Genomic DNA, 24237 nt, shown 5'->3' with positions numbered 1-24237 from the left:
TAGTGCAATTAATATTAAGGCTTATAGCTCTTAAAAGTACCGTCTTTATAGAAGATGACAATTTTTTCAATATCGGCGTCAGATTCTGAATTTGAAAGCTGTTGGTTTTGGGGAGGGGCTGTGGTATTTGAATTTGGTGATTCTGAAATTTTGGATATCTGTGGAAAACTTCCTTTGCCATTCATCAACCAATATAATTCAACTTCTGGATAAGCGTGAAGAACCTTCATGACGAAGTCTAAACTAGGTTTGTTTCTACCGCTTAAAATATGAGAAATACTAGAGCGCTGCACGCCAATTTTTTCAGCAAAACTAGAAGCTGTTTCGCCATAGTGATCTATCACTTTTTGAAGTCGTTTAGTAAATTCTACTGAGTTTATCATTGTAAACTTTATATTTTCTTGCTTATCGTCACAAATGTAAACAATTGTGTGCTTATAATAAGAACAAAAACAATAAATCCATGATATTAGTTAAAGTATTAGTTTGATAAAAAAGTTAATATTACTGATAATCAAATTAAAAACTATTCAAAATGATGTTCATTGAATTATTTTCAATCTGTATCAAATAATAAATTGAGAGTGAGCAGTTGTGTGTTTAAGATTGTAACAAAGGGGGTGGGTTTAGTTGTTTACAAATGTAAAATATCAAATGATTACATTTGTAACTTGTAAATTTGTTATATGAATTTAGAGCTTTTAAATAGTCTGTTTTTTAAAGTAAAAACAGCTGACTTATTTGGTCGGTATATTACCAATTCTGATATTGAAAAATCACTGGAGGATCTATCGAAATCGAAAATATCTATAAAAGGATATTCTGTTGAAAACCGACCTATATATAGTTTGAAATTTGGTCATGGTCCCATAAAAATTTTACTATGGTCTCAAATGCACGGAAATGAATCGACTTCCACAAAAGCGCTTTTGGATTGTTTTAATTTATTTGAAATTGATAATGAAATATCTAATGCAATTTTAAATCAGTGCACATTAGTTGTTATTCCAATATTAAACCCTGACGGTGCGGAATTGTATACACGATTGAATGCTAATCAAGTCGACTTAAATAGAGACGCACAAGATTTATCCCAACCAGAAAGTAAAGTACTAAGAAGCGTATACAACGATTTTAAACCAGATTTCTGTTTTAATCTTCATGGGCAACGTACCATATTTGGAGCTGGAGAAATGGGTAAGGTTGCTTCATTATCGTTTTTATCTCCTTCGCAAGATGCTAATCGCTGGTTAACACCAAATAGGAAGGTGGCTATGTCAATTATAGCTGTTGTAAACGAATTGCTTCAAAAGGAAATTCCGAATGGTGTAGGTCGGTACGATGATGGATTTAATTTGAATTGTGTAGGTGATACATTCCAAAATTTTGGTGTTCCAACTTTATTGTATGAAGCGGGACATTTCCATCAAGATTATAAAAGAGAGGAAGTACGACGATTGATGTTTATCGCCATTATTAAAGGATTACATGTCATAGCAACTGGAGTTTCTGAAATAGCATATGAAGCTTATTTTCAAATTCCAGAAAACACTAAATGTTTTTACGATATTATAATAAGGAATGCAAAGCTATCAGAGGCGGAAAATGATATAATGGATATTGCTATACAATATCAGGAATCATTAATAGATGGTGAAATAAAATTCGTTCCTAGAGTTGAAAAGATATCTATACTAGATATGAAATTTGGGCATAGAGAAATTAATGCCAAAGCTGGTTTGGTAGTAACTTGCGAAAATTTAGAATTGAAGGAAGGTTACGAAAACGATTTCGTAATGATAAATAATGAAAGAATCTCACTAAAACCTTAAAAGGTTTAACTTATAATGCATAATTGTTAGTGAAATTGTTTTATTTTTGCATTTAATCTAAAGATAATATAATTATGGCAAAGTTTAAATTGGATGAAGTTGATCACCAAATACTTGATATGCTTATTGATAATACGCGAATTCCATTCACGGATATTGCTAAAAAATTACTGATTTCTGCAGGTACAGTTCACGTCCGCGTAAAGAAAATGGAGGAAGCGGGAATAATAAAGGGGTCGTCTCTAACTTTAGATTATCAGAAGTTAGATTACTCGTTTATAGCTTATGTTGGTGTATTCCTTCAAAACACGTCTCAAACTAAATTTGTATTAGAGCGAATCAATCAAATTCCATACGTTACTGTGGCGCATATCACTACAGGTAAATTTAATATCTTTTGTAAGATCAGAGCAAAGGATACTATGCATGCTAAAGATATCATCTTCATGTTAGATGATATAGACGGCGTGTACAGAACGGAGACTATGATTTCTTTAGAGGAAAGTCTAAATGATAAAAAACGATTAATGCACACCATTTTTAATGAGTTATAATCAAGTCGATATAAAATTTGAAAAAGCCCTTAGTAAATTACTACGGGCTTTTTTTATTTAAATATGTAAATTATGAATTCGATAAAACCCACGGAATATGATTTTTATTATCAAATTTATATTGAAAAAGGATATTCAAAGTCCAGCATAGTGGAAGGATTGTTGTTAAATTTAGATAAAATGATGTCTTTTTATTCATCCATTCCATATGAAAAACACAATTATGCTTACGCTATGGGTAAATGGACTATTAAAGATATTTTACTACATACTATAGATACCGAAAGAATTTTTGCTTATCGAGCATTACGAATCGCTAGACGTGATAAAACCCCAATGGTTGGGTTTGAACAAGACAATTATGTAAGTAATGGCTTTGCAAATAATAGAACTATGGAAGATTTACTAGATGAATATCAATCGATGAGACACTCAACAATAACATTATTTCAAGGATTTAGCTCATCAGCCTTATTGGAAATAGGAGAGGCTAGTGGTTGTCCTTTTTCCGTACGAGCGTTAGGTTATATGATTGTTGGTCATGAAAATCATCATATTCAAATTATAGAAGAGCGTTATCTTTAATTTGAATAATAGTCAAAGGCTTCAAGGATCTGTTCATTCGTTACAACACAATCAATTTTTGGTTGGCCAATGGCTTCGAGGAGAACAAATTTTATAACACTATGACTATTTTTTTTGTCATATCTCAAAAGGTCCATAATATATTTCTGATCTTCTTTAGTGATTTCAACTTTAGAGAAAGTTTTTAAAATTCCGCTGTTAATTTCTTCTAAAGCTTCATGACTAAGGCCGCAAACTTTGGTAGATAAATAGGTTTCTAGAATCATACCAATAGCAATCGCTTCTCCGTGTAGTAAAGGTGTTTTATCCCCATTTTCCAAGAAATAACTTTCAATAGCATGACCTAATGTATGTCCGAAATTTAGAATTTTTCGTAAACCTTTTTCTTTCGGATCTTTAGTAACTACGTTGTTTTTAATAACAATAGAGTCGTAAATTAATTGATCTAAATCCGATAGATCTAATTGTTCTAAATGAGTTAAAGTGTACCAGTAGTTCTTGTCGGATATTAATCCGTGTTTTAGCATTTCAGCAAAACCAGAAACCATTTCGTTTCTTGGTAATGAATCTAAGAATGAAGTATCAATACCTACCATAGCTCCTTCATTTATAACTCCGACTTGATTTTTTAAACCGCCCAAGTCAATACCTGTTTTTCCTCCAACAGATGCGTCAACCATAGCAAGTAAGGATGTTGGGATGTTAATATAGGTAATGCCACGCATAAAGGTGCTAGCTACAAACCCACCTAAATCTGTTACTACGCCTCCTCCTAGGTTTATAAGAATACTTTGACGGTCTGCATTATATTCCGATAGAGCTTCCCAAACGCCTATGCAAATATCTAAGGTTTTATGTTCTTCGCCATCTGGCATTTCCATAACTTCAATTGGAATGTCTCCAGATTCTAAACGTTGCTGAAATTGTGGTAAGCAATAGTCGTGAGTATTAGTATCGACTAAGATAAAAATGATAGAAGGCTGTTTTTCTTGAATAAATTGATTTAACTCTGAATATACGTCAGAATTAAAAAATATATTGGTGTTATTTGTGCGAATTGCTTTCATCGTAAATTGACTAATATTGAACTGTGAAAATAGTTTCTTTTTTTAGAAAAAAGTAAACCTTATAATAAATATATTTGCAAAAATAACCCATTGATAATGATTGATCGCTCACTCTTTGAAAATACACGGACAGCTTTTATCTTAAAGTCTGATTCTGAGCTAGAACGTGCTTACTTTTTATTTAAATTAATTTCATCTGAACCTTTAGTTAGGATTGGAACCGCTGTAACTAATTTTGCTTTAAAAGCACATTTACCGGTCGAAAAGTTGATTCGTGCTACGGTTTTTGATCACTTTTGTGGTGGTGTAAGTGAGGAAGATTGTTTGCCAGTTATTGATAAGCTTTATACAGAAGGAGTTAGTTCTGTTTTGGATTATTCTGTAGAAGGGAAATCTGTAGAAAATCAATTTGATAATGCTCTGGAGAAAATTTTAAAAATCATCCAATTCTGTGAAGATAGAGAAGCAATGCCTATTGTGGTCTTTAAGCCATCGGGATTTGGTAGGTTTTTATTGTATAGAAAAAAAACGGAAGGTATTAAGCTAAACGAATCTGAAAAGGCAGAATGGGAAAGAATAGTAGGTAGGTTTGATGCGGTCTGTAAATTAGCCAAAGAAAAAGATGTTGAAGTGTTAATCGATGCTGAAGAGAGTTGGATGCAAGATGCAGCGGATGATTTAGTGGAGGAAATGATGCGTCGATATAACAAAGATGTGACTATTGTGTATAATACACTGCAGCTGTATCGTTGGGATCGTTTTGATTATTTAAAACAATTACATAAGCGTGCAAAGGAAGGTGGTTTTAAAGTAGGTATGAAAATTGTTCGCGGTGCATATATGGAGAAGGAACGAGAAAGAGCACTGGAGAATAATTATAAATCGCCAATCTGTGATAATAAAAAAGCTACTGATGATAATTTCAATAATGCTCTTAATTATATTCTTGAAAATTTAAAAGACATTTCCGTATTTATTGGTACACATAATGAAGAAAGCTGTTATTTGGCTATGGAGCTTATGAAAACTCATGGTGTAGATAAGAAAGATAATAATGTTTGGTTTGGTCAGTTGTATGGAATGAGCGATCATATTAGTTTTAATTTAGCAGCTGAAGGTTACAACGTAGCTAAATATATTCCTTTTGGTCCGGTCAAAGACGTTATGCCTTATTTAATTAGAAGGGCAGAGGAGAATACTTCAGTCGCAGGGCAAACCAGTAGAGAATTGACATTGCTTAAAAAAGAAAGGAAGAGACGTAAGTTGTAAAGACACCCTCTATTTTCTAATTTTTTCTAAAATCATTAGACTTAATTTATGAGCGTAGTACATAGTTTTATGTAATGCACTTCCTTCATGGGATTTAAACATGCTCACTAAATAATTAGGTCGATTAACATAGTGATGTGATTTTGACGTGGTGATAAATGACCCCATTGGAAAACGTTTAATTCGTTTATAATCTTTATTCTTATTCAATTCTGTGAGATTGTATCTAGGGGTTCCTGTAGATGCTTTATACCCAGCCTCAATGGATAAATTGACACTAAGTTCATTATATCCACCTCCTGGCCAACATAAAAAATCCACACTCTTATTAAATTTATTCTCTAATATTTTTTTACTTTCAAAAAGTTCATAGCGATACCTCTTCTCCATATCTTCATCTGACTCAAATTTACCAGGATAATCTTGAAGAATACGGTTTAATTTACCTAAAAGCTCCGTTTTATTATTTTTGTCTGTTTCATATAATCGTATGGCCTGATTCACAAACTCATCATCTGGAAAATAACGTCTAAGACCTAGGGCTCTCCCAAATTCAAAAATCGGAGTACCAAAAGGAATAAAACCTTTCTGATTTTCAGTGATATAGTATGGTTTTCGATGTGGTTTCTTAATCCATGCAAGCCAATCATAATTTGCTTGTCCATTATAAATATCTTTAAGAATATTGGAATGATAATAGAAATTATGGCTCATACTATGAGATTGAACATCTAATACCCCAGATGAATCCATTTCATTTAGTTCTGACCAATTAACAAACCCAAGTGGAGCTAATTGGCTCTTTTCAATTTTGCCCTTCCATACGTCGATTAAATTACTTCTAACCACTTGTGAATCTTCGATAAACTCAGGGTTAACAAATATGGTTCCCTTTAAATTGTACTTTTTTAATATAGGATAAACATATACCCAATTATCTAAGTAACCATCATCGAAAGTCAGAACAACTTTCTTCTCACGTCCATTTTTTTTATTTGATGAATTTCTATACCATTCTTCTAACAGAATAGTTTCGTAATTTTCTTTTACCAAAAATTTACAGAAGGTTTCGAAATGATTTAAAGAGACTGATAGCCAATTACGATACCAATTTTCCTTTTCGCATCCAACACTATGAAACATCAATACCATGTCTATGCTATATTTTTATCATTAATATTTTTAAATAAAGTCGAAGGTGAATTTAATAATATTCGCTAATTACCTTTTTTAAATATTGAGGTTTTAGTGGCTGTAGGATTATGGCCATAACCGTAACCATAGCCATAACCTTTATTACCAGAAATAATTCCATTTAATAATAAGGTCATTCGCGGCAGCCTATTTTCCTCCCATAATGGCTGGGCTACGTGAACCAATTGTCTTTTATCAATATTATTTGCGCTAACCACATAAATGAACATGTCCGCGTATTTTGATATTAACATGGTATCACTAACTAGGCCAACCGCTGATGTGTCTACAATGATATAATCGTATTTATCATCAAAATAATTAAAGAGATCACCAACGCGATCACTCATTAATAGCTCTGAAGGATTTGGAGGTATCGTGCCTGAAGGAATAATATCTAAGAATTCATTTTCTTTATTTTTAATCACAATATCTGTAGGTTTAATAGATTTATCTGCTATATAATCTGTTAACCCTTTAGGAGATTTTTCTTTTCCATTTATATATTCCATGATTTTCGGCATTCTAATATCTGTTTCAATTAAAAGTACAGATTTTTCAGAGTAAGATATTGATAGAGCTAAATTTGTGCTTGTATGAGATTTACCTTCTTGTGCTCGCGTAGAGGTTACGAAAAGTTTTTTGGACTTATTAGATGTATCTGATAGTAAAAAATCAATATTTGAGCGTAGAATCCTAAAAGCCTCTGCTTTAGGTGAGTAATCAACTTTTTTGACAACTTTATCTTTTTTACTGGTTTTTGGGATATCACCTAAATAAGGAATATCTAAGATTTTGACTAAATCTTCCTTCTTGTGAATTTTATTATCTAATAGACTTTTAATATAAATAAATCCAATAGGAATTGCTAAACCAAACAAGATGGCCCCTAAATAAGTTAACATTACATTAGGTGCTACTGAACGATACGAAGAATAACCTTTATCTATAATTTTAGCGTTAGGCGAGAACATTCCTAATCTTATGGCGGATTCTTCTCTCTTTTCTAAAAGATATAAGTATAGTGATTCTTTTATGCCTTGTTGGCGCTCTATATCTCTAAACTGTCTTTGTTTGGTAGGGGCTGAGTAAAGTTGTCCTCTTATTCTAGCGTCTTCTCTGTTCAGATTTGTTAAAGTGATTTCACTTGATTTTTTTAAATTATTTAGGGAGTTTTCTAAGTTTTGTTTTAAGGCATCAATTTGATTATTGAGATTGATTACAATAGGATTTTTCTCACTAGAATTCTTTAAATATCTATCCCTTTGTGCAACTAATTCGTTATGTGTTTTGGTTACTTGAGAAATATTTGCATCTTCGATTATATTTGGTGGTAGTAAATCAGAGCTTTTGTTTTTCTGTTTTATTTCATCTCGTAAATAATCTATGAGCTGTATGGTATTAGACGTGGCATTAATTTTATTCTCTGTTGCTCTTTCACTTTCTAAATATAAATTTGCTTGAGAGCCTAACGCTGTAAGTTTATTTTGTTTCTGTAATTGTTCAGCTGTAAAATCAACTTCTTCAAGTTCTTTAGAAACAACTTGAAGTCTATTGTTTATAAAATCAGAGGTTACCTTGATTACTGATTCTTTGTCTAATATGACATCGTTGTTATATTCCTTAATTATTTCATTTAAAATATCGATTGCTCTTTCAGGTATATTGTCTTGCATATCAAGTTTCACCATACTCGAGCCGGTTTCTGTTGAAATTTCAAGTTTTCTTTGGTAGGAGTTTACCCGTTTTCTTACAGGTACAATAGTTACCCGTAAATTACTCCCTATCACTGGAGCATGTCTCCCTATATTAGGCACTATAATCATATCTCCAAAACTTGTTTTAAGTCTATCACCAAAGTTGTAAGCTTTGCCTAAAGCGTTATCACGTTCGATTAAGGATTTACCGTCATCTTCAAACACTAAGAATTTAGATGGGGATACAATTTTAATGAAAAGCGTTGTATCTACAGTGTGAATTACAGAGTCGGAAGCAAAGAAGTTGAGTTTAACAGGTGGATTTTTATAAATTTCTTTCTCTTTAATTTGCCCTTGAGCGAAATACTCAATGTTTAAATTTAAATTTTTAATGACATTGGTCATTAAGGATCTTGATTTAATCACCTCAATTTCATCAAGAATTTGGTTTGATCCATTGGCAAATAAGCCCTTACTTGATATATCTTCTAAATTAGGCAATTTTTGCGACTGCTTTTCATCTTTTATTTTTATTGTAGCACTCGCATTATATTTAGGGTCTTCGTATCTTAAATAGGTGTAAGCGAGGAATATGGCAATTATTAAGCTTAATGATATTAACACCCAATGGGATAATATTAATTCAATTTGCTCTTTTAATTCGTTATTGGCAGATTTAGATTTCATAAACTCTAATAATTAATTACTTTACAATGAAAATAGCTAAGATTGTGGTTAAAGTACCAATTGCGGAAATTAATACCCCGTTATTTTGATTGTATGTTGATGAACGTACTTTTGCGTTATTAGGTTCGACGTAAATAACATCATTTTGCTGAAGATAATAAACCGGTGAATTGATGGCGTTTATCGAAGTTAAATCAATTAGCGCAATTTTCTTTTGACCATCAACCTCTCTGATTAACTTTACATTTTTACGTTTACCAAATATTGTGAGGTCGTTCGCAAGACCAAGGGCTTCTAGTAAAGTTATTCTTTCGTCTTGGATGGTAAATGTTCCTGGTCTGGATACTTCGCCAATAACAGTAACTGTAAAATTTGCTAAGCGAACGTTGACAATTGGGTTATTAGCCATCTCCTTAATTTGGTTTACCAATAATTCAGTGAGTTCTGATCTTGTGAGCCCTTCGACCTTGATAGTACCCAATACAGGAAATTCGATATTTCCATTATAATCGACTAAATAAGTTTGTTGTTTTAATGCGCCTTGAGCACTAGTTAAATCATTAAAATTGTTAGAAACTAAAGGGAGGTTAAACGGGGCTACCGTTGCAGGATCTAAAGCAGAAACATTTATGGTTAAAATATCATCGGGTTTATAAGTTAATTCTTTAGGGGTGGAGGCTATTACGGTCTCATCAAGAAGCTCATCTTGAAAATAAACCAAGTTTTTTCTAGATACACAAGAAGTAGCCATTATTATTGATAATAGTGAAATTAATAGAGATCGTGTATTCATCAGTATAGGAGTTTGATTGTTATAATTATTATTTTTTAATATCTAATACTTCATAAGTAGAGTTGTTAGATATGTATTCAGGAATTAAAATTTTTATCAAGGATACAATTTCTAAAGGTTGGGTTAATATACTGACATTAGAAAGTTTGTTTATTTTCTTTTCTACTTCGATCGTATCAACATATCTTGATTTAGCTATCATTATTTTTTCATGGTAAGTTTTTTTCGTGTTTTCACCATCTGCAAGAAGCTCTTCATAAATCTTTTCGCCAGGTCTTAAACCTGTAATTTTAATATCTATATCTTCAGGGTATCGTAAACCTGAAAGGATAATCATATTAGTAGCAAGATTAAAAATCTTTATTGGCTCTCCCATGTCGAATACAAATATTTCACCACCGTTTCCCATGGCTGCCGCCTCTAAAACGAGCTGACATGCTTCAGGGATTGTCATAAAATAACGTGTTATGTCTTTATGAGTGACAGTTAAAGGTCCACCTTTTTCAATTTGCTTTTTAAATAGAGGAATTACAGATCCATTTGAACCTAAAACATTTCCAAACCTCGTTGTAATAAATTTAGTATGACCTTTTCCTTTTAGACAGGTCACATATAGCTCAGCAATTCGTTTGGTGGCGCCCATTACATTCGTTGGGTTTACGGCTTTATCAGTAGAGATGAGTACGAATTTATCTACGCTATGTTTAACCGCAATATCTGCAACATTTTTTGTGCCACCAATATTTACACTCACAGCTTCATAAGGGTTGTTTTCCATTAAAGGAACGTGTTTATATGCCGCCGCATGGAAAACTACCTTAGGTTTATATAGATTGAATATCTGATCGATTCGGACTTTGTTACGAACGTCTGCAACAACTATTTCAATATTCTCAATATTTTGTTGTTTGAACTCTTGTTGAATGTCGTACAATGCAGATTCTGCATTGTCTACAAGTATTAATTTTTTAAAGTTATAGAGGCTGATTTTTCTACATATTTCACTTCCAATTGATCCTGCAGCTCCAGTAACTAAAATAACTTGATTGTCGTATTGGTCCTCTAAAGTAGGGTTTTTGATGCTGATAGGATCTCTACCTAATAAGTCTTCAATTTTAACTTCCTTTATTTGACCTACACTTAAATCACCATCAATCCAGTTTTGGACTGGAGGTACTATTTTAACTTTAAGTCCTAAAGAAAACAAACTAGTAGTGATTTGTAATAATCTTGTAGGTTCTATACTTTGAATAGAGATAATAACATCTTCAACCTTATTTTTCTCAATAAAGTCTAGGTCAATAGATTCTAAATTATAAACCCTTAATAGATTAATCTTTTTATCTATTTTTCGTTCATCATCATCAATAAAACCTACAACTTCAAGGCCATTTTTAGAATCATTTTGAATAGCATCATATGTCAACATTCCAGAGTTTCCAGCACCAAAAATTAACACATTTGATACATCTTTAAAATCTTGAATTATATAATGGTATATAGATTTTATAAATAATTTAGCTCCTATTAAAAATAGAATATTTAATAATAAATGAATATAAATTATTGAGCCAGAGACATCAAAAATGCTTTCTTCATAAAAAAAACGTCTGCTAATAAAAGTAAAAAAGATAAGTATTGTGGCTAAAATATTCGCACCGATAATAATATTAACAATGTCTTTAAAGCCAGTAAATCGAACAACCCCTTTATAGGATCCAACGGCAATAAAACTAATTGCTGATATTACTACTACATACGGAATTTGATAGATAACAGTAATTAGATCAAATTCGATTTGAAAATTAAACCTAATTAAATAAGCCAAAAAAAACGTAACTATAACAATAGCTATATCAAATAGCAATACAAGCCATTTTGATGCATATTTTTGGGATATTTTATTAAGAAAATTTATTAACATGTTACAAAATACGTATTTATGGTAGAAATAACTCTATCAATCTCATTATCTGTTAAATTTGATCCACTAGGTAAGCACAATCCTCTTTCAAATAACTCATCTGATACTCCATTGATATAGCTTACCGAGTTTTTAAAAACAGGTTGTTGATGCATTGGTTTCCAAAGCGGCCTTGATTCTATATTTTCTTTTTGTAGAGCAAGTCTAACACCTTCACGATTGGTTTTTGAATCTAAAAGTATACAGCTCAGCCATCGGTTTGAAAAATGACCTTCAGGCTCGTGAACAAAATTAATGTTACGATTGTTTCTAAATGCAGTTACATAGGTTTCGTGGTTCATTCGTCTTTTTAAAACGTGACTTTCTAAAATTGTCATTTGACCACGACCTATCCCGGCGACGATATTAGACATTCTATAATTGTAACCAATATGTGAATGTAAATAATGAGGAGCATCATCTCTAGCTTGAGTCGCTAAAAAAACTGCTTTTTGTTTCTGTTCTAATGTCCGTGTTACTATAGCACCGCCTCCTGAAGTTGTTATAATTTTATTTCCATTAAACGAGAGTATAGATAAATCACCAAAGGTGCCGCAATTCTGATTTTTATAGTGGCTACCTAATGATTCTGCACTATCCTCAATTACAGGGATATCAAACGCTTTAGCGACAGCGTTTATTTCTTCTACTTTATAAGGCATACCATATAAATGAACTGCAATAATAGCTTTTGGTTTTTTTCCTTGTGAAATCCGGTCTTTAATTGCGGTTTCTAATAACATTGGACACATATTCCATGTTTCCATTTCACTATCTACAAACACGGGAGTGGCTCCTTGATAAACTATTGGATTAGCCGTAGCAGAGAAGGTCTTGCTTTGACAAATTACTTCATCCCCCTGTTTCACACCTAATAATATAAGACTTAAATGAAGTGCTGAAGTACCAGAAACTAATGCGGCAACATGTCTCTCTTCATTAAGAAAAGATTGCAGGTCGTTTTCAAAACCGGTTACGTTAGGACCTAATGGAGCAATCCAATTGGTTTCAAAAGCTTCGTTTATGTAGTTTTGCTCATTACCACTCATATGTGGTGATGATAGCCATATTTTTGATTTCATAAGTAAAAAATTGTTAAGTAACTTTCAATAGATTACTATTCAATTTCATGTCGATCGAGGGATTTGGGACATGATTTATTTGTGTTAAATATGCGTTTTATCTCGTGTGACCCCAAATTAATACGATAAAAAGTAAATAATTACGTCGTTAACAGTAGTATACAGTTTACAGATTCACTTTTTAAGATATTAGCACATCTTTACAATTTATTTTAGAGTTGTCATGTCGAGGTTTAATTCTATTAATGAATTTTATTATTAAGACAATCAGTTAAATAGGGGTGTTTTGTGATTAATTAATAGTATAAGCATTCTTCAAAGTGTTATATTTGTACTTATATAAAATTATACTAGATAATGTAGCGAATTAAACCTACCGAATGAATATTTTAATAACGTCAGCTGGTCGCAGAGTATCATTGGTAAGATCTTTCCAAAAAGAAATAAAGAAGATCTATCCGGAGGCGAAAGTTTATGCATCAGATTCTAATCCTGAATTATCAGCCGCTTGTCAAATAGCAGACGGCCTTCTTAAGGTTCCCTTATTAAATGAGCCTCAATACTTAGAAGAATTAATCGATTTTTGTAAGTCATGCAAAATACGTTTAATAATTCCAACTATTGATACAGAGTTGTTATTGCTTGCGCAAAAAAAACAATATTTTAAAGAGCATGGTATTGTTGTTGTTATTTCGTCAGAAGAATTTGTCTCAAAGTGTAGAGATAAACGTGAGATTCATAAGTTTTTTGAAGAAAATAATATTAATGTAGCCAAAGAGTATACAAAAGAAAACTTTAAACTTCCAATATTTATAAAACCATTAGACGGTAGTAGAAGTGTGGATACTTTTATAATTAAGTCTAAAAAGGACCTAACAGAATACCACTACACTAATGAGAAATTAATGTTCTTAGAGTATATAAACCCTGAATATTATGACGAATTTACATGTGATTTATATTATTGCAAAGCCAACAAATTGAGATGTGTGGTTCCAAGAAAAAGGTTAGAAGTTAGAGGTGGTGAAGTATATAAAGCTTTGACTGTTAATAATAGTATAGTTTCTTATATAAAGAAAAACTTAAAGCATATTGAAGGGGCAATAGGCTGTCTTACCACACAATTTTTTGTGCATAAAAACAATGAAGATAAAATAATTGGTATTGAAGTTAATCCTCGTTTTGGTGGAGGCTACCCTTTAACATATCATTCAGGGGCCAATTATACTAAATGGATTATCGAGGAATATCTTTTAGATAAACAATTATCTGATAAGTTTGATTCCTGGGAACAAGATTTACTAATGGTAAGATATGATGATGAAATTTTAGTTCATGGATATAAAGGTTAATGAACATACTGTTGTTGTATTTGATTTAGATGACACATTATATAATGAATTAGATTTTTTAAAATCTGCCTATACTGAAATAGCCCAATCTTTGGAGCCTAAGAATTGGATATATTTATATATTCAAATGTTTTCCATGTATAGATCAAATTCTAATGTATTTAAGTTTCTTTCAAATACATATGCTAAGGATATTCAATCTTTAATTGAAATATATCGAAATCATTCACCTGACATAACTCCGTTTGAAGGAGTGCTGGATGTCTTTAAGGCTATTAAGGATAATAATGGGATAATAGGAATTATCACAGATGGTAGATCTATAACTCAAAGGGCTAAATTAAAGAACTTGGGATTGTTAAGCTACATTGATAAAATAGTTATTTCTGAGGAACAAGGCTCAGAGAAACCAAGTTTGGATAATTTTAAAGCAATAGAAAATGCATTTCCAGCATCCGAATATTTTTATATCGCAGATAATTTAAAAAAAGATTTTATTGCTCCTAATGTGTTGAATTGGAGGAGTGTTGGAGTGATTGATAATGGTAAAAACATCCACCACAGCGCATTTAAATTCTTAAATCCTGCCAACATGCCTCTAGATTTTATTTTCAACTTTAAGGAATTATCCATTATCTAAATTATGGTATAACTATTCTTTAGTGCCTTTAAAAATGGGCATATTTACGCTGTCTGAATTGTTAATATCCTTTCTATTTATGACTTTGTCTATGGTTTTAATCAGAATTTTAAAATCTAGTGCAATTGATTGATTGTCTACGTAATAGACATCGTATTCAAATTTTTTCTCCCAACTAATGGCGTTTCTACCATTTACTTGTGCCCAACCTGTAATTCCAGGCATCACTTCATGTCTTCTATTTTGTGTTTTATTATATAATGGTAAATAGCTTGGTAATAGAGGGCGTGGTCCAATCAGGCTCATATCTCCTTTAAGAATATTTATTAATTGCGGAATTTCATCCAAGGAGTACTTTCTACATATATCACCAACCTTAGTTATCCTTTGGATTTCTGGTAAAAGTTGACCGTTTGAATCAGTTTTATCCGTCATGGTCTTTAACTTAATTATTGTAAAAATATGACCATGCTTACCGGTTCTTTTTTGGTAAAAAAAGGGTTTACCATTATTTGTAATAGTGAGTATAATTATAAGTACCAGTAATAGAGGAGCTATAATCAATAGACCAATAAGAGCTGCTAAAAAATCAAAGGTTCTTTTAATAATGTTTTGATATAATTTCATATTTAGAACTAGCACTATTTATTATAGTTAACCATTTAATTGGATAAGGTTTGATTAATAAAACTTAATAAATTAGAATTTATAATGTTTACATCGAAACGTTCTTCAGCGTATTTTCTACTATTTTCTCCCATTTCAATTATTTTTTCAGGATGTGTTATGAAAAACTCCATTGCATTAATTAAAGCGTTCAAATTTCGTGGTTCTATTAATAAACCATTAATACCGTGTTTCACAGATTCTCTACAACCTACAGAGTCTGTAGTTATAATTGGGTTTCCACAGGCACATGCTTCTAAATTAGTTCTAGGTAAACCTTCCCGATAATAACTTGGAAGTACAAAAACATCCCGCTGATGCAGATGTTCAGCTATATTTTTCTGAAGACCATGGTAATTAATAATATTTTTATTGTGTAGGTCGTTAATTTCGTCTTCCGTAATTGCGGTTGGGGCCGATTCAATTGGGCCAATTAAGTGAAACTCTACTTTAGGGTATTTCTTCTTTAATATCGTGGCAGCCTCCATGTATAAGGAAATCCCTTTTTCTTTAATTAATCGTGCAACTAATAGAAAGCTAACTTCTTCTTTAACCTTCTTTTTTAGGAATTTGTATTCGTTGAGGTTTACACCAGACCCGCTAACAAATTCAACTTTTTGACTTTTGGCTATAATTTTGCGATTTAAAAACAATTCATGATCATCTTTATTTTGAAAGACAATGATTTTGTTTTTTCGGATGGAAAATTTATATAAAATTTCGTTTAGCCATTGTAATAATTTTGCTTTGGTAGTCACTCCTGAAAAGGTGTAACCTAATCCAGTAATTAAGGATATTACAGATGTTTTATTAAGGTTACTAGCTATAGAACCGTAGATTACAGGTTTAACGGTGTATGGAAATACTAAATCAATTTTATTATTTTTAATAATTGATTTTAATTCCATAATCGTTCCAAAGTCTTTGAATGGGTTAAGCCCAGTACGTTGTAACTTATATTCTATTGGTTTTGCCCCCATTTCTTTTAGTTGTCTAGAGACCTTTTCTTTAAAATTAGGCGCGGCAGCAAACACTTCGAATTGATTGGCTATTAAGTGCTTTATAAAATCCCCTCTAAAACTAATAAGTGAGCCATCATAGGAGGCTATAAGTAGTATTCTTTTTTTATTCATTCAATTTAATTTTTATTAAGGTAATTGAACTTATACCACTTTTGAAAACAATAAAATGACCAAACTCTAAAAGTACTATCTTTTTTGCTATCTAGATGGTCTTTAACTAATTTGGTAATTACTTCTATATTAAATAAGCCTTGTGATTTTAATAAATTTGGTTCTACGTAGCTTTCAAGTTCTTTTCTTAAACTTTGTCTTAACCAATCTCCCGTTGGTGAGCCAAATCCACTTTTACTTTTTTCTAAAAACCCTGTAGGGAACTGATCTCTAAAAGCTTCTTTTAGAATATGTTTTTTGTTCCAACCTTTCATTAAATAGTTTTCTGGTAAAGTATTTGCAAACTCCCAAATTTCTCTATTTAAGAAAGGAGCTCTGCATTCTAATGAGTTCATCATACTAGTTCTATCTACTTTAACTAGCATGCCTCCTTCTAAACTAAGTATTTTATCTACAAGTCTAAAGTCGGTTAGTGTTTTTATTTTTTGTTTGCCTAGTGTTTCTTTGTATTCTTCGAAAATAGACTTGTCATAATAATCAGGAGACATGATTTCCTTCAATTGATTATTTGTATTTGCTAATGAAATAATATCCCAATAAAAGTTGCCTTCATAGTTAATAGCATTTAAAAGTTTATTTATTTGGAATTTTTTCCCTCGAGCATCATCTTTATTAATAAGGTGTTTGTTGCTTAAACTTAATATTGATTTATGAAGTACTTTAGGTATTAAGCTAGTGTACCTATTATTCATCTTACCAATATAGTATTTATTATACCCGCCAAAAACTTCGTCTCCACCATCACCGGTTAATGCTACTGTAACGTGTTCTTTAGTTTTTTCGGAAAGTAAATGCGTTGGTAGAGATGCCGTATCAGAAAATGGTTCATCAAAATTGACTAAAATTTCGTGAATATTATTTTTAAGATCATCTTCATCTATAATAAACTCGTGGTGATTACTATTTATCATTTTTGCAACCACTCTAGATTTATCCGTCTCATCATAAGATGCCTTTTTAAACCCTATAGAAAAAGTATCAATTTTCTTATCTGTAGCTTGCGAAAGACAAAGTGAAATAATTGAAGAATCTACACCTCCGGATAAAAATGTTCCTAAGCCTACGTCTGCAATGGATCTACTATTAACACTATTATAAACAAGTTCTTTAGTCTTAGCTTTAGCGTCTTTAAAAGAAATGTTTGAAGCTTGAGGTTTTATTTCAGCGTTTATTTTATGAATCGTTGAGGTGTGAGAGGCTAAATTATATTCAATATAGTGATTGGCTTCCAACTTAAGTATGTTTTCGTAAATTGTATGCGGAGCAGGAATATATGTCAACCTAAAATAAAGGTTGAGTCCTTTTTTTGAAATATTAGGAGTGAAATCTATAGTTTTTATAATAGATTTTAATTCTGAAGCCCATATAAATTCGTTATTGGTATGAGTGTAATACAATGGTTTTTCACCAAAGAAGTCTCGAGCAATATAGAGTTTGTTAATATTTTTATCATAAATACTAAAAGCATACATACCATCCAGCCACTGAAATGATTGTGTTCCATACTTTTCATATGCTTTTAATATCACTTCAGTGTCACTTGATGTGCTGAAAGTCATACCTTCAGATTCAAGTTTAGATTTTATTCTTTTATAGTTATAAATTTCTCCATTAAATACAATCACTATTTGATTATCATCAGAAATAATAGGTTGTTTACCGGATTCTAAATCAATTATGGATAATCGTCGCATTGCCATGCCAATCGAAAACTGTTCGTTTTCTTCGGAAAACAATCCATCATCATCTGGACCTCTATGAGTAATGAGATTATTCATAGTAATTAAGACATTTGTAATTATATCTTTTTTCCTATTAGTTTTGGTTATAATGCCGTTGATTCCACACATTAATTGATATATGATTTAGAGTTGTATAAATGTTTTAAACCTCGAATATATGCTATCTAGTTGATATTCTGAGGCTTTTTGTAAGCTTAATGCACTGAATCTTTCTCGTTCTGTAGGATTATTTCTAAAGAACTCCAAGGCTTTACTTAAACCTATATGGTCATCATTATTAACCAATAGTCCATATTTACCTATGTAAAAATCTCCATCCGTCAGTTCAATGTCTTCATTATCATTTAATAGTTCTAATGGGCCAGAAAGACAATTTGTAGATATACAGGGCAGCCCAATAGCCATGGCTTCCATTAAGGCATTTGGGAATCCTTCTGTAAAAGATGAAAGAACGAAGCAATTGCTTTGTAATAAGTAAGAATTAACATTTTTCACATTTCCTTCAAGGAAAACTTGATTAGTTAATTTACGCTTGGCAATTTCATTGGTTAGATAGCCCAATAAATGGCCTTCCCCTAAAATAGTAAGCTTATCATTTGTGTTGTTCTCATTTAAAGCTCGAATAATCATAATTTGATTTTTTCTCGTATTTAAGGTTCCAGCAGTAATTATGTTTAAATGCTTGTCAGTAGTGATTAACTCTTTGGGATCAATCAGTTTTTTAGGTATTTCTATAGGATTATATATGACCTCCATGGGAATCGTTATCCCGAAGTTATCCTTTAAATCTTTGTTGATATGAATTGAGTTTGAAAACAGTTTATCACATTTATTATAAAAAACAGGGTAGGAGAGTTTAGAAATATAATAAGATAGTTTGCTAGTAGTGTTGTCAGAAGGAAAGCCACGTTCGCTAATAATAGTTTTTAATTCTTTATTACGCGTTGATATTACTCCATTAACAAGATTAGGAAAGGCTAGGAAAGATATTGAAATAGAAATGTCTTCTTGTTTAATAATTCGATTGTAAGTTCGAATAAACTTAAACAAGTCTACTAATTTCATGAAGTGAGTATTGTTTTTGCCTTCTTCATTTAAAGCTATAACATTTACTTCATCGGGAATAGGGAAGTGGATAGTATTATAAAACAAGACTAACGTTACATTATAATCATGGATTAGCCTATGTAGAAGTAGGCTTATAACTTTTTGAGCACCACCACTTCCTAAAGAGGTGCAAAGTATACTTATTTTGGTTTTAGATTCTGTTAGCATAGTTTATAAAAAAAAGATAAAGTTATTTGATTAGCTTTTCCCATCCTAAGCCTTTAAAACATGGACCTTGTACCATTTCATTAAAGCTGATTCCATTATGTCCTCCATTTAGCTCTATTATTTTAACCTTATTATATTTGTCTAAAATTATATCCCAACCAATACATCTAATGAATGGAATATGATTATGTAGCCTTTTAACTACGGTTAAACAATCCTCAAATGCTGGTAATGATCTTCCAGAAAATTCCATAGTATTACCTGGTAAGTGCTGTGTGCTTTGAGATTTTGGAAAAAAAGCTGTTCCAAAAAGTTTACCTGTATTAATTTCGATCGGTATTCTCATTTGTCGATTAGATATTACATGTGTATCATTTCCTCGTCCAAATCTTAAATAGCCTGCTTTAACATTAATATTTCCATAATCATCACACGTTGATGTAAGACGAATTGTTGCAACTGACGTCTTATGAAACTCCGCAAAAAAGGGATGTTGTTCTATATATTCTTGGAAAACTCCATTCCCTAACTTTTTAATTGTATTTATGTCAAAGGACTTCTCGTTGAAAAAATACACTCCTTTTCCTTGTAATGAATTCTCAATTTTATAAACAATTTTATCGTTTTTTGCGAAAAGTATATCTTTTAATTTTGTTTCATGCATAATTTCATGTTGTGCATTTAAAAATAATCGATTCACGTAATAACCAATATCTAACGAGTCAGTTCTTTTTAATATTTTATTTATAATGGCATTTCTATCACATAGTTTACCATACTCACCCTTCAAATTTGGTACAACATATTCTCCATAAAAATTATCCGGAATCCATCCTTCTTTAAATTCTCTAGCGTATGCGCTGTAAACATATAGCCAAGGCGCATATTTTTTATCCCCAAATACATCAAGAGAATATTCGTTACAAATATTTCTAATATAAGGGTCAAGTCTATTGCCTTCGGTCTCTACGATTTTCAGTATTCTTTTAGCTTCTTCGTTTTGCTCCTTGTGGTAAATATAGGTTTGACCTTTGTTAAGGATGTTTTTAGCTAACTTTTTTATGCTCATTTTAGAAGATTAAGATTAGAATTTGCAATGAGATTCAATCATATCAGATTAGTTTAAAACCTTGGATAAGAATTGCTCATAATCGCGAATGATGTTATCTTTATTAAATTTTTTATAAACGGAGTCTCTTACGGTTTCTGGGTTCCAAATTCGCTGATCATGCAAACATTCCAAAAATTCATCCGGCGTGTTTACCAAAAAACCATTAACTTCATGTTCAATTATTTCTTTCGTGCCACCCGGAACATCAAAAGCTATAGCGGGTGTACCTACGGAACAACTTTCCAATAAAGCATTTGGAAATCCTTCAGAATAGGATCCTTGCAAAAACATATCGTGTTCAATTAAGTACTGAGATACATTCTCAGTGTAATTTATAAATTCGACCTTTTCCTCTAAGCCCAGTTCATGCACCTTAGCTACTATGTCGTTAAAAAAATCTCCGTCACCAATTATGGTATAATGAAATGGAAAATTTACTTTGTTAAGTATTTCTAATATTCTTATATGACCTTTGAGTCGGCTTAATCTACCTACAGTAATGTATTTTTTAATTTTATGTTGTGACTGATTTGCTTTAAAAAATGTAGTCTCTGTTATAGGATTATTGATTACTGTAATTTTATCTTTATGGATACCATATACATTGATAAGCCCTTGTTTCATATCTTCAGATTGACATATAAAATAATCTAAATTTTTATTTCCAAAGTCCCAATAATCAAAAATTGATTGAAAAGTCGATTTATTACTATTCTTGGCTTCCTTTAAAATAAATGTGTGTCTACCTATAAATATTGTTCGTGGAAATAATACAGATATAAGCCCCATCATAACGTTTAAATTCGATATGGAACTTATAACAACTTGTGGCTTATTTAATAGGATTATTTTACATATATCAAAAACACCATTTAAAGTACGGGATTTATTTAAGTAAGTGACATTTATTCCATTAATTCTATATTTGTTGTCTTTCTCAAACCCGATAATTATTAAACGCACATCAAATTTTGCATCATCAATATTTTGAGCAACGAAAGATATCACACGCTCCGCCCCGCCAGCTGAAAGAGTTGGTAAAATAAAGAATACTTTAATTTTATCTTCCATTAGTCTAAATTTAGCAGTTGGCCGAATTTATAATCGCATTCATCCGTATAAAATTTTTGAAACCCTGAAGCATGATGAAAGGTTATCTCACCAAAATATATATGGCCTTTAACCAAATAGAAGTCCACCCTTACATATTTGAAATCTTTTGCTAAGGTTTCTGCTAGAAATTTTAACTCTTCAAAATTTTCAGGTCTTGGTACATCTCTGCCATAAGGGCGTCCCCAATTACAAGGTATTAAGTTCCAATTCGAATCGTATAAATTACGAGTGCGTTTATTGGTATGACGATCAAAATCTATCATTACGAACTCTAATTTACCGTTAAAGCAATGACACTTATAGTCGTCTGGTATGCTACCGTCATCATTGGTAAGTAATTTTTCGACAATAATTCTTGGTTCAATATTCTTATATTGCCATTCAATGGTGCTATAGTAATGATTTTCTTTTAGTAACCTTTTAAATCGTTTTCTAGTCGAATTCCAATCTATCTCGGATGACTCTCTAACAATTACCCCTCCAGAACTATCGTGGTTAGTCTTAATTATATAATTATTGTCAGGTAGGTTTTCAGGTCTTATATTATTCGAATCTTTTGTTTGATAAAGTAGGGGAATGAGGTATTTTGCGCCAATCTTTTTCTCAACATAAGCTCTCACTTTATACTTATCCGCAACTAGTGTATGTAGTTCATCTCTATCATAGAGTTTAAGCCAATTAATTTTTTCATTTAATGTTTGTGGATTATCAAGATCCAAAGTGTACCCCATATGCTTTTTAAAGCTACTTTTTATAATAAACTTATCAGGAATTATTTTAAGCCCCAAGGTGTACAGCAAATAAAACGGTCTCAATAAATAATAACCCCAATCAGATTCTCTATAAATGTCCGAGATTCTGTCTCTAATATTCTTTCCTTCTCGGTTATACATATTTTATAATTTTCTTTATATCTACTTTACCAATTACCTTTGCTGGAATTCCGGCAATTATGGTGTTCTCTTCACTAAATGATTTATTAACCACAGCGTTGGCACCTATAGCGGTGTTGTTTGGAATCGAAATATTTCCGTATATTTTGGCTCCAGGAGCTATATATACATTATCTCCAAGTTGGGGCCCTTGAACCTCACCACCAGATGCACCAATGTTCACACAGGCATGCATTCTGCAATTAGCACCAACTCTTGAGGTGAAGTTAATAACAATAGTTCCATAATGGACAATTGATAAGCCTGGGCCGAAAACATTGATCGGAATGGAAAAATTTAATTTTATTGATATTTTTCGGTAACGATACTTAAGGTAATAAATATAGAGTTTATATAAACCATAGTTTTTGCAATTGGTATAATACTCTAGTTTTCGCATTCGTTTTTGAAATGTCCAGATAGGGTTAGGAAAAAATAAATTTTTAAGTTTATTTATGATTCCATCATTATAAATCTCTAGAGCAAGTCTGTCGCGTTTTAAATATTGCTTATATTCTTTTTTATTGCGTATCATTCAGTAACATGTAATAAATAAATTAATTAATTAGATTTGGAAAATCACGAATTAGAGCTAATTTAATCTGGTTTGCAACCCTCTCATGACCGTAACACGTCCAATGTGAGTCATAATCAAAAGTCCAACTCGATTCTTCTGATGAATCTAGTATAATTGTATTTAAACCTAAAGATTTAAACATGTCAACCAAATCTTTTTCACTGCTTGGCTTAAACACAAAAATCTTATTATCTAAATTATAATGATCTTTTATATAATCCAGAAGAATTCTTACTCTAGTTTCATGAATTTCAAATTTACTCCTCACAATTGTTCTATTTTCAGTGGATTTAGTAGAATTTATAGTTAAATTTAATGGAAATCTATTGTAGAAATAATAGAGAAGTTTCCAAGAGTACAATACTTTTTTCAAACCAGGTGATTTTAATTTACCTCGTTGTAATACTTTATCATCAGTACTTAATTGAGTAACATCCGTTTGATATTTAATCTCAGATATGCTTTCATAAATATCACTACTACCAGTATGAATTAAAATTGTTTTAGGATTTAATGTGTCTATATGTTTACTAATTTCCAATGATTCAATAAGTGTGACTCCTGACCTTGCTGCTTCTAAAAAGTTATAAGCTGGCATTTCTTTTTTTAAAATGAAGGATTGATGACAGGCGCTTGGATTCATAAAGTTTTCAATGAAGGAGTCTCCAACAATTGCAATAAGATTATCATATGAATTCGGAAGTTGACCAGGCCAACCTAATTTGTTAATCATCCATTGATGACTTCCACCTTGCCAATAACCTGTCTGATTAGGATAATATTTTTGAATACCAAATTTATCAATTGTTCTTCGTGGTATATCAGATGTAGCATGCGTCATCCGCACCACCACTTCACCAAAAACTAGGGCTATGAGAAAAAAGATAATTATATTAATTATAAACTTTTTCAT

The 24237-nt window shown here is 31.5% G+C and carries 22 protein-coding genes; 6 read left to right on the top strand and 16 right to left on the bottom strand.

Annotation, left to right across the window (positions count from 1 at the left end; genetic code table 11):
• Positions 1-14: 14 nt before the first annotated feature.
• Positions 15-383, bottom strand: coding sequence for a helix-turn-helix domain-containing protein (locus tag DFQ11_RS06760; protein ID WP_110475107.1), 369 nt, complete (start codon positions 381-383; stop codon positions 15-17).
• Positions 384-686: 303 nt separating this feature from the next.
• Between DFQ11_RS06760 and DFQ11_RS06755 the strand changes: the two genes are divergently transcribed.
• The 3 genes from DFQ11_RS06755 to DFQ11_RS06745 all read left to right on the top strand — a co-directional run bounded on the left by DFQ11_RS06755 (position 687) and on the right by DFQ11_RS06745 (position 2971).
• The gene (locus DFQ11_RS06755) at positions 687-1832 is read left to right on the top strand and encodes a M14 family metallopeptidase (protein WP_110475106.1); all 1146 of its coding nucleotides are present in this window, start codon (positions 687-689) and stop codon (positions 1830-1832) included.
• A 74-nt stretch (positions 1833-1906) separates the two neighbouring features.
• A complete protein-coding gene (locus tag DFQ11_RS06750) occupies positions 1907-2386 on the top strand; it encodes an Lrp/AsnC family transcriptional regulator (RefSeq protein ID WP_110475105.1) in 480 nt (159 codons plus the stop codon).
• A 180-nt stretch (positions 2387-2566) separates the two neighbouring features.
• Entirely contained in the window at positions 2567-2971 is a 405-nt protein-coding gene (locus tag DFQ11_RS06745) for a DinB family protein (RefSeq protein ID WP_233487597.1), read from the top strand.
• On the opposite strand, the gene aroB is transcribed toward DFQ11_RS06745, so the two are convergent.
• Positions 2968-4038 (bottom strand): 3-dehydroquinate synthase, encoded by a 1071-nt coding sequence (gene aroB, locus DFQ11_RS06740; RefSeq protein WP_110475103.1) that lies wholly within the window; start codon positions 4036-4038, stop codon positions 2968-2970. The genes DFQ11_RS06745 and aroB overlap by 4 nt on opposite strands.
• Before the next feature lie 96 nt (positions 4039-4134).
• Between aroB and DFQ11_RS06735 the strand changes: the two genes are divergently transcribed.
• The gene (locus DFQ11_RS06735) at positions 4135-5307 is read left to right on the top strand and encodes a proline dehydrogenase family protein (RefSeq protein WP_110475102.1); all 1173 of its coding nucleotides are present in this window, start codon (positions 4135-4137) and stop codon (positions 5305-5307) included.
• A gap of 9 nt (positions 5308-5316) precedes the next feature.
• Here DFQ11_RS06735 and DFQ11_RS06730 read toward each other — a convergent pair whose 3' ends face one another.
• The 5 genes from DFQ11_RS06730 to DFQ11_RS06710 all read right to left on the bottom strand — a co-directional run bounded on the left by DFQ11_RS06730 (position 5317) and on the right by DFQ11_RS06710 (position 12723).
• The gene (locus DFQ11_RS06730) at positions 5317-6360 is read right to left on the bottom strand and encodes a polysaccharide deacetylase family protein (RefSeq protein ID WP_189343000.1); all 1044 of its coding nucleotides are present in this window, start codon (positions 6358-6360) and stop codon (positions 5317-5319) included.
• Between the two features lie 164 nt (positions 6361-6524).
• Entirely contained in the window at positions 6525-8885 is a 2361-nt protein-coding gene (locus DFQ11_RS06725; protein ID WP_110475100.1) for a GumC family protein, read from the bottom strand.
• A 16-nt stretch (positions 8886-8901) separates the two neighbouring features.
• The gene (locus DFQ11_RS06720; RefSeq protein ID WP_110475099.1) at positions 8902-9678 is read right to left on the bottom strand and encodes a polysaccharide biosynthesis/export family protein; all 777 of its coding nucleotides are present in this window, start codon (positions 9676-9678) and stop codon (positions 8902-8904) included.
• Between the two features lie 28 nt (positions 9679-9706).
• Positions 9707-11545, bottom strand: a complete 1839-nt coding sequence (locus tag DFQ11_RS06715; RefSeq protein ID WP_394346951.1) for a polysaccharide biosynthesis protein — start codon at positions 11543-11545, stop codon at positions 9707-9709.
• 50 nt (positions 11546-11595) lie between these two features.
• The gene (locus DFQ11_RS06710) at positions 11596-12723 is read right to left on the bottom strand and encodes a DegT/DnrJ/EryC1/StrS family aminotransferase (RefSeq protein ID WP_110475097.1); all 1128 of its coding nucleotides are present in this window, start codon (positions 12721-12723) and stop codon (positions 11596-11598) included.
• A 380-nt stretch (positions 12724-13103) separates the two neighbouring features.
• On the opposite strand from DFQ11_RS06710, the gene DFQ11_RS06705 reads away from it, so the two are divergent.
• Entirely contained in the window at positions 13104-14075 is a 972-nt protein-coding gene (locus DFQ11_RS06705) for an ATP-grasp domain-containing protein (RefSeq protein WP_110475096.1), read from the top strand.
• Positions 14059-14715 (top strand): HAD family hydrolase, encoded by a 657-nt coding sequence (locus DFQ11_RS06700; protein ID WP_110475095.1) that lies wholly within the window; start codon positions 14059-14061, stop codon positions 14713-14715. Before DFQ11_RS06705 ends, DFQ11_RS06700 begins: the two co-directional genes overlap by 17 nt.
• A gap of 12 nt (positions 14716-14727) precedes the next feature.
• On the opposite strand, the gene DFQ11_RS06695 is transcribed toward DFQ11_RS06700, so the two are convergent.
• From DFQ11_RS06695 to DFQ11_RS06655, 9 genes are read right to left on the bottom strand one after another with little or no spacing between them, the layout of a single operon-like run.
• Positions 14728-15342, bottom strand: coding sequence for a sugar transferase (locus DFQ11_RS06695; protein ID WP_110475094.1), 615 nt, complete (start codon positions 15340-15342; stop codon positions 14728-14730).
• 35 nt (positions 15343-15377) lie between these two features.
• The gene (locus tag DFQ11_RS06690; protein WP_110475093.1) at positions 15378-16514 is read right to left on the bottom strand and encodes a glycosyltransferase family 4 protein; all 1137 of its coding nucleotides are present in this window, start codon (positions 16512-16514) and stop codon (positions 15378-15380) included.
• 5 nt (positions 16515-16519) lie between these two features.
• Positions 16520-18424 carry an asparagine synthase (glutamine-hydrolyzing) gene (asnB, locus tag DFQ11_RS06685; protein WP_110475092.1) on the bottom strand — a complete coding sequence of 635 codons (1905 nt, stop codon included), beginning with the start codon at positions 18422-18424 and terminating at the stop codon, positions 16520-16522.
• 15 nt (positions 18425-18439) lie between these two features.
• A complete protein-coding gene (locus DFQ11_RS06680) occupies positions 18440-19591 on the bottom strand; it encodes a glycosyltransferase (protein ID WP_110475091.1) in 1152 nt (383 codons plus the stop codon).
• A 22-nt stretch (positions 19592-19613) separates the two neighbouring features.
• Positions 19614-20660 (bottom strand): sugar-transfer associated ATP-grasp domain-containing protein, encoded by a 1047-nt coding sequence (locus DFQ11_RS06675; RefSeq protein ID WP_110475090.1) that lies wholly within the window; start codon positions 20658-20660, stop codon positions 19614-19616.
• A gap of 48 nt (positions 20661-20708) precedes the next feature.
• On the bottom strand, positions 20709-21773 hold the full coding sequence (locus tag DFQ11_RS06670; RefSeq protein WP_110475089.1) for a glycosyltransferase: 1065 nt from the start codon (positions 21771-21773) through the stop codon (positions 20709-20711).
• Entirely contained in the window at positions 21773-22708 is a 936-nt protein-coding gene (locus DFQ11_RS06665) for an ATP-grasp fold amidoligase family protein (RefSeq protein ID WP_110475088.1), read from the bottom strand. The genes DFQ11_RS06670 and DFQ11_RS06665 overlap by 1 nt, the downstream gene beginning before the upstream one ends.
• Positions 22701-23282 carry a serine O-acetyltransferase gene (locus tag DFQ11_RS06660; protein ID WP_110475087.1) on the bottom strand — a complete coding sequence of 194 codons (582 nt, stop codon included), beginning with the start codon at positions 23280-23282 and terminating at the stop codon, positions 22701-22703. Before DFQ11_RS06660 ends, DFQ11_RS06665 begins: the two co-directional genes overlap by 8 nt.
• 22 nt (positions 23283-23304) lie before the next feature.
• Positions 23305-24237, bottom strand: a complete 933-nt coding sequence (locus DFQ11_RS06655) for a hypothetical protein (protein WP_110475086.1) — start codon at positions 24235-24237, stop codon at positions 23305-23307.

Source organism: Winogradskyella epiphytica (assembly GCF_003217215.1).
In the GTDB taxonomy this organism is placed as follows: Bacteria; Bacteroidota; Bacteroidia; order Flavobacteriales; family Flavobacteriaceae; genus Winogradskyella; species Winogradskyella epiphytica.
Note: the sequence above shows the minus strand (reverse complement) of the source record. Positions and strands in the feature narration are given on the sequence as shown.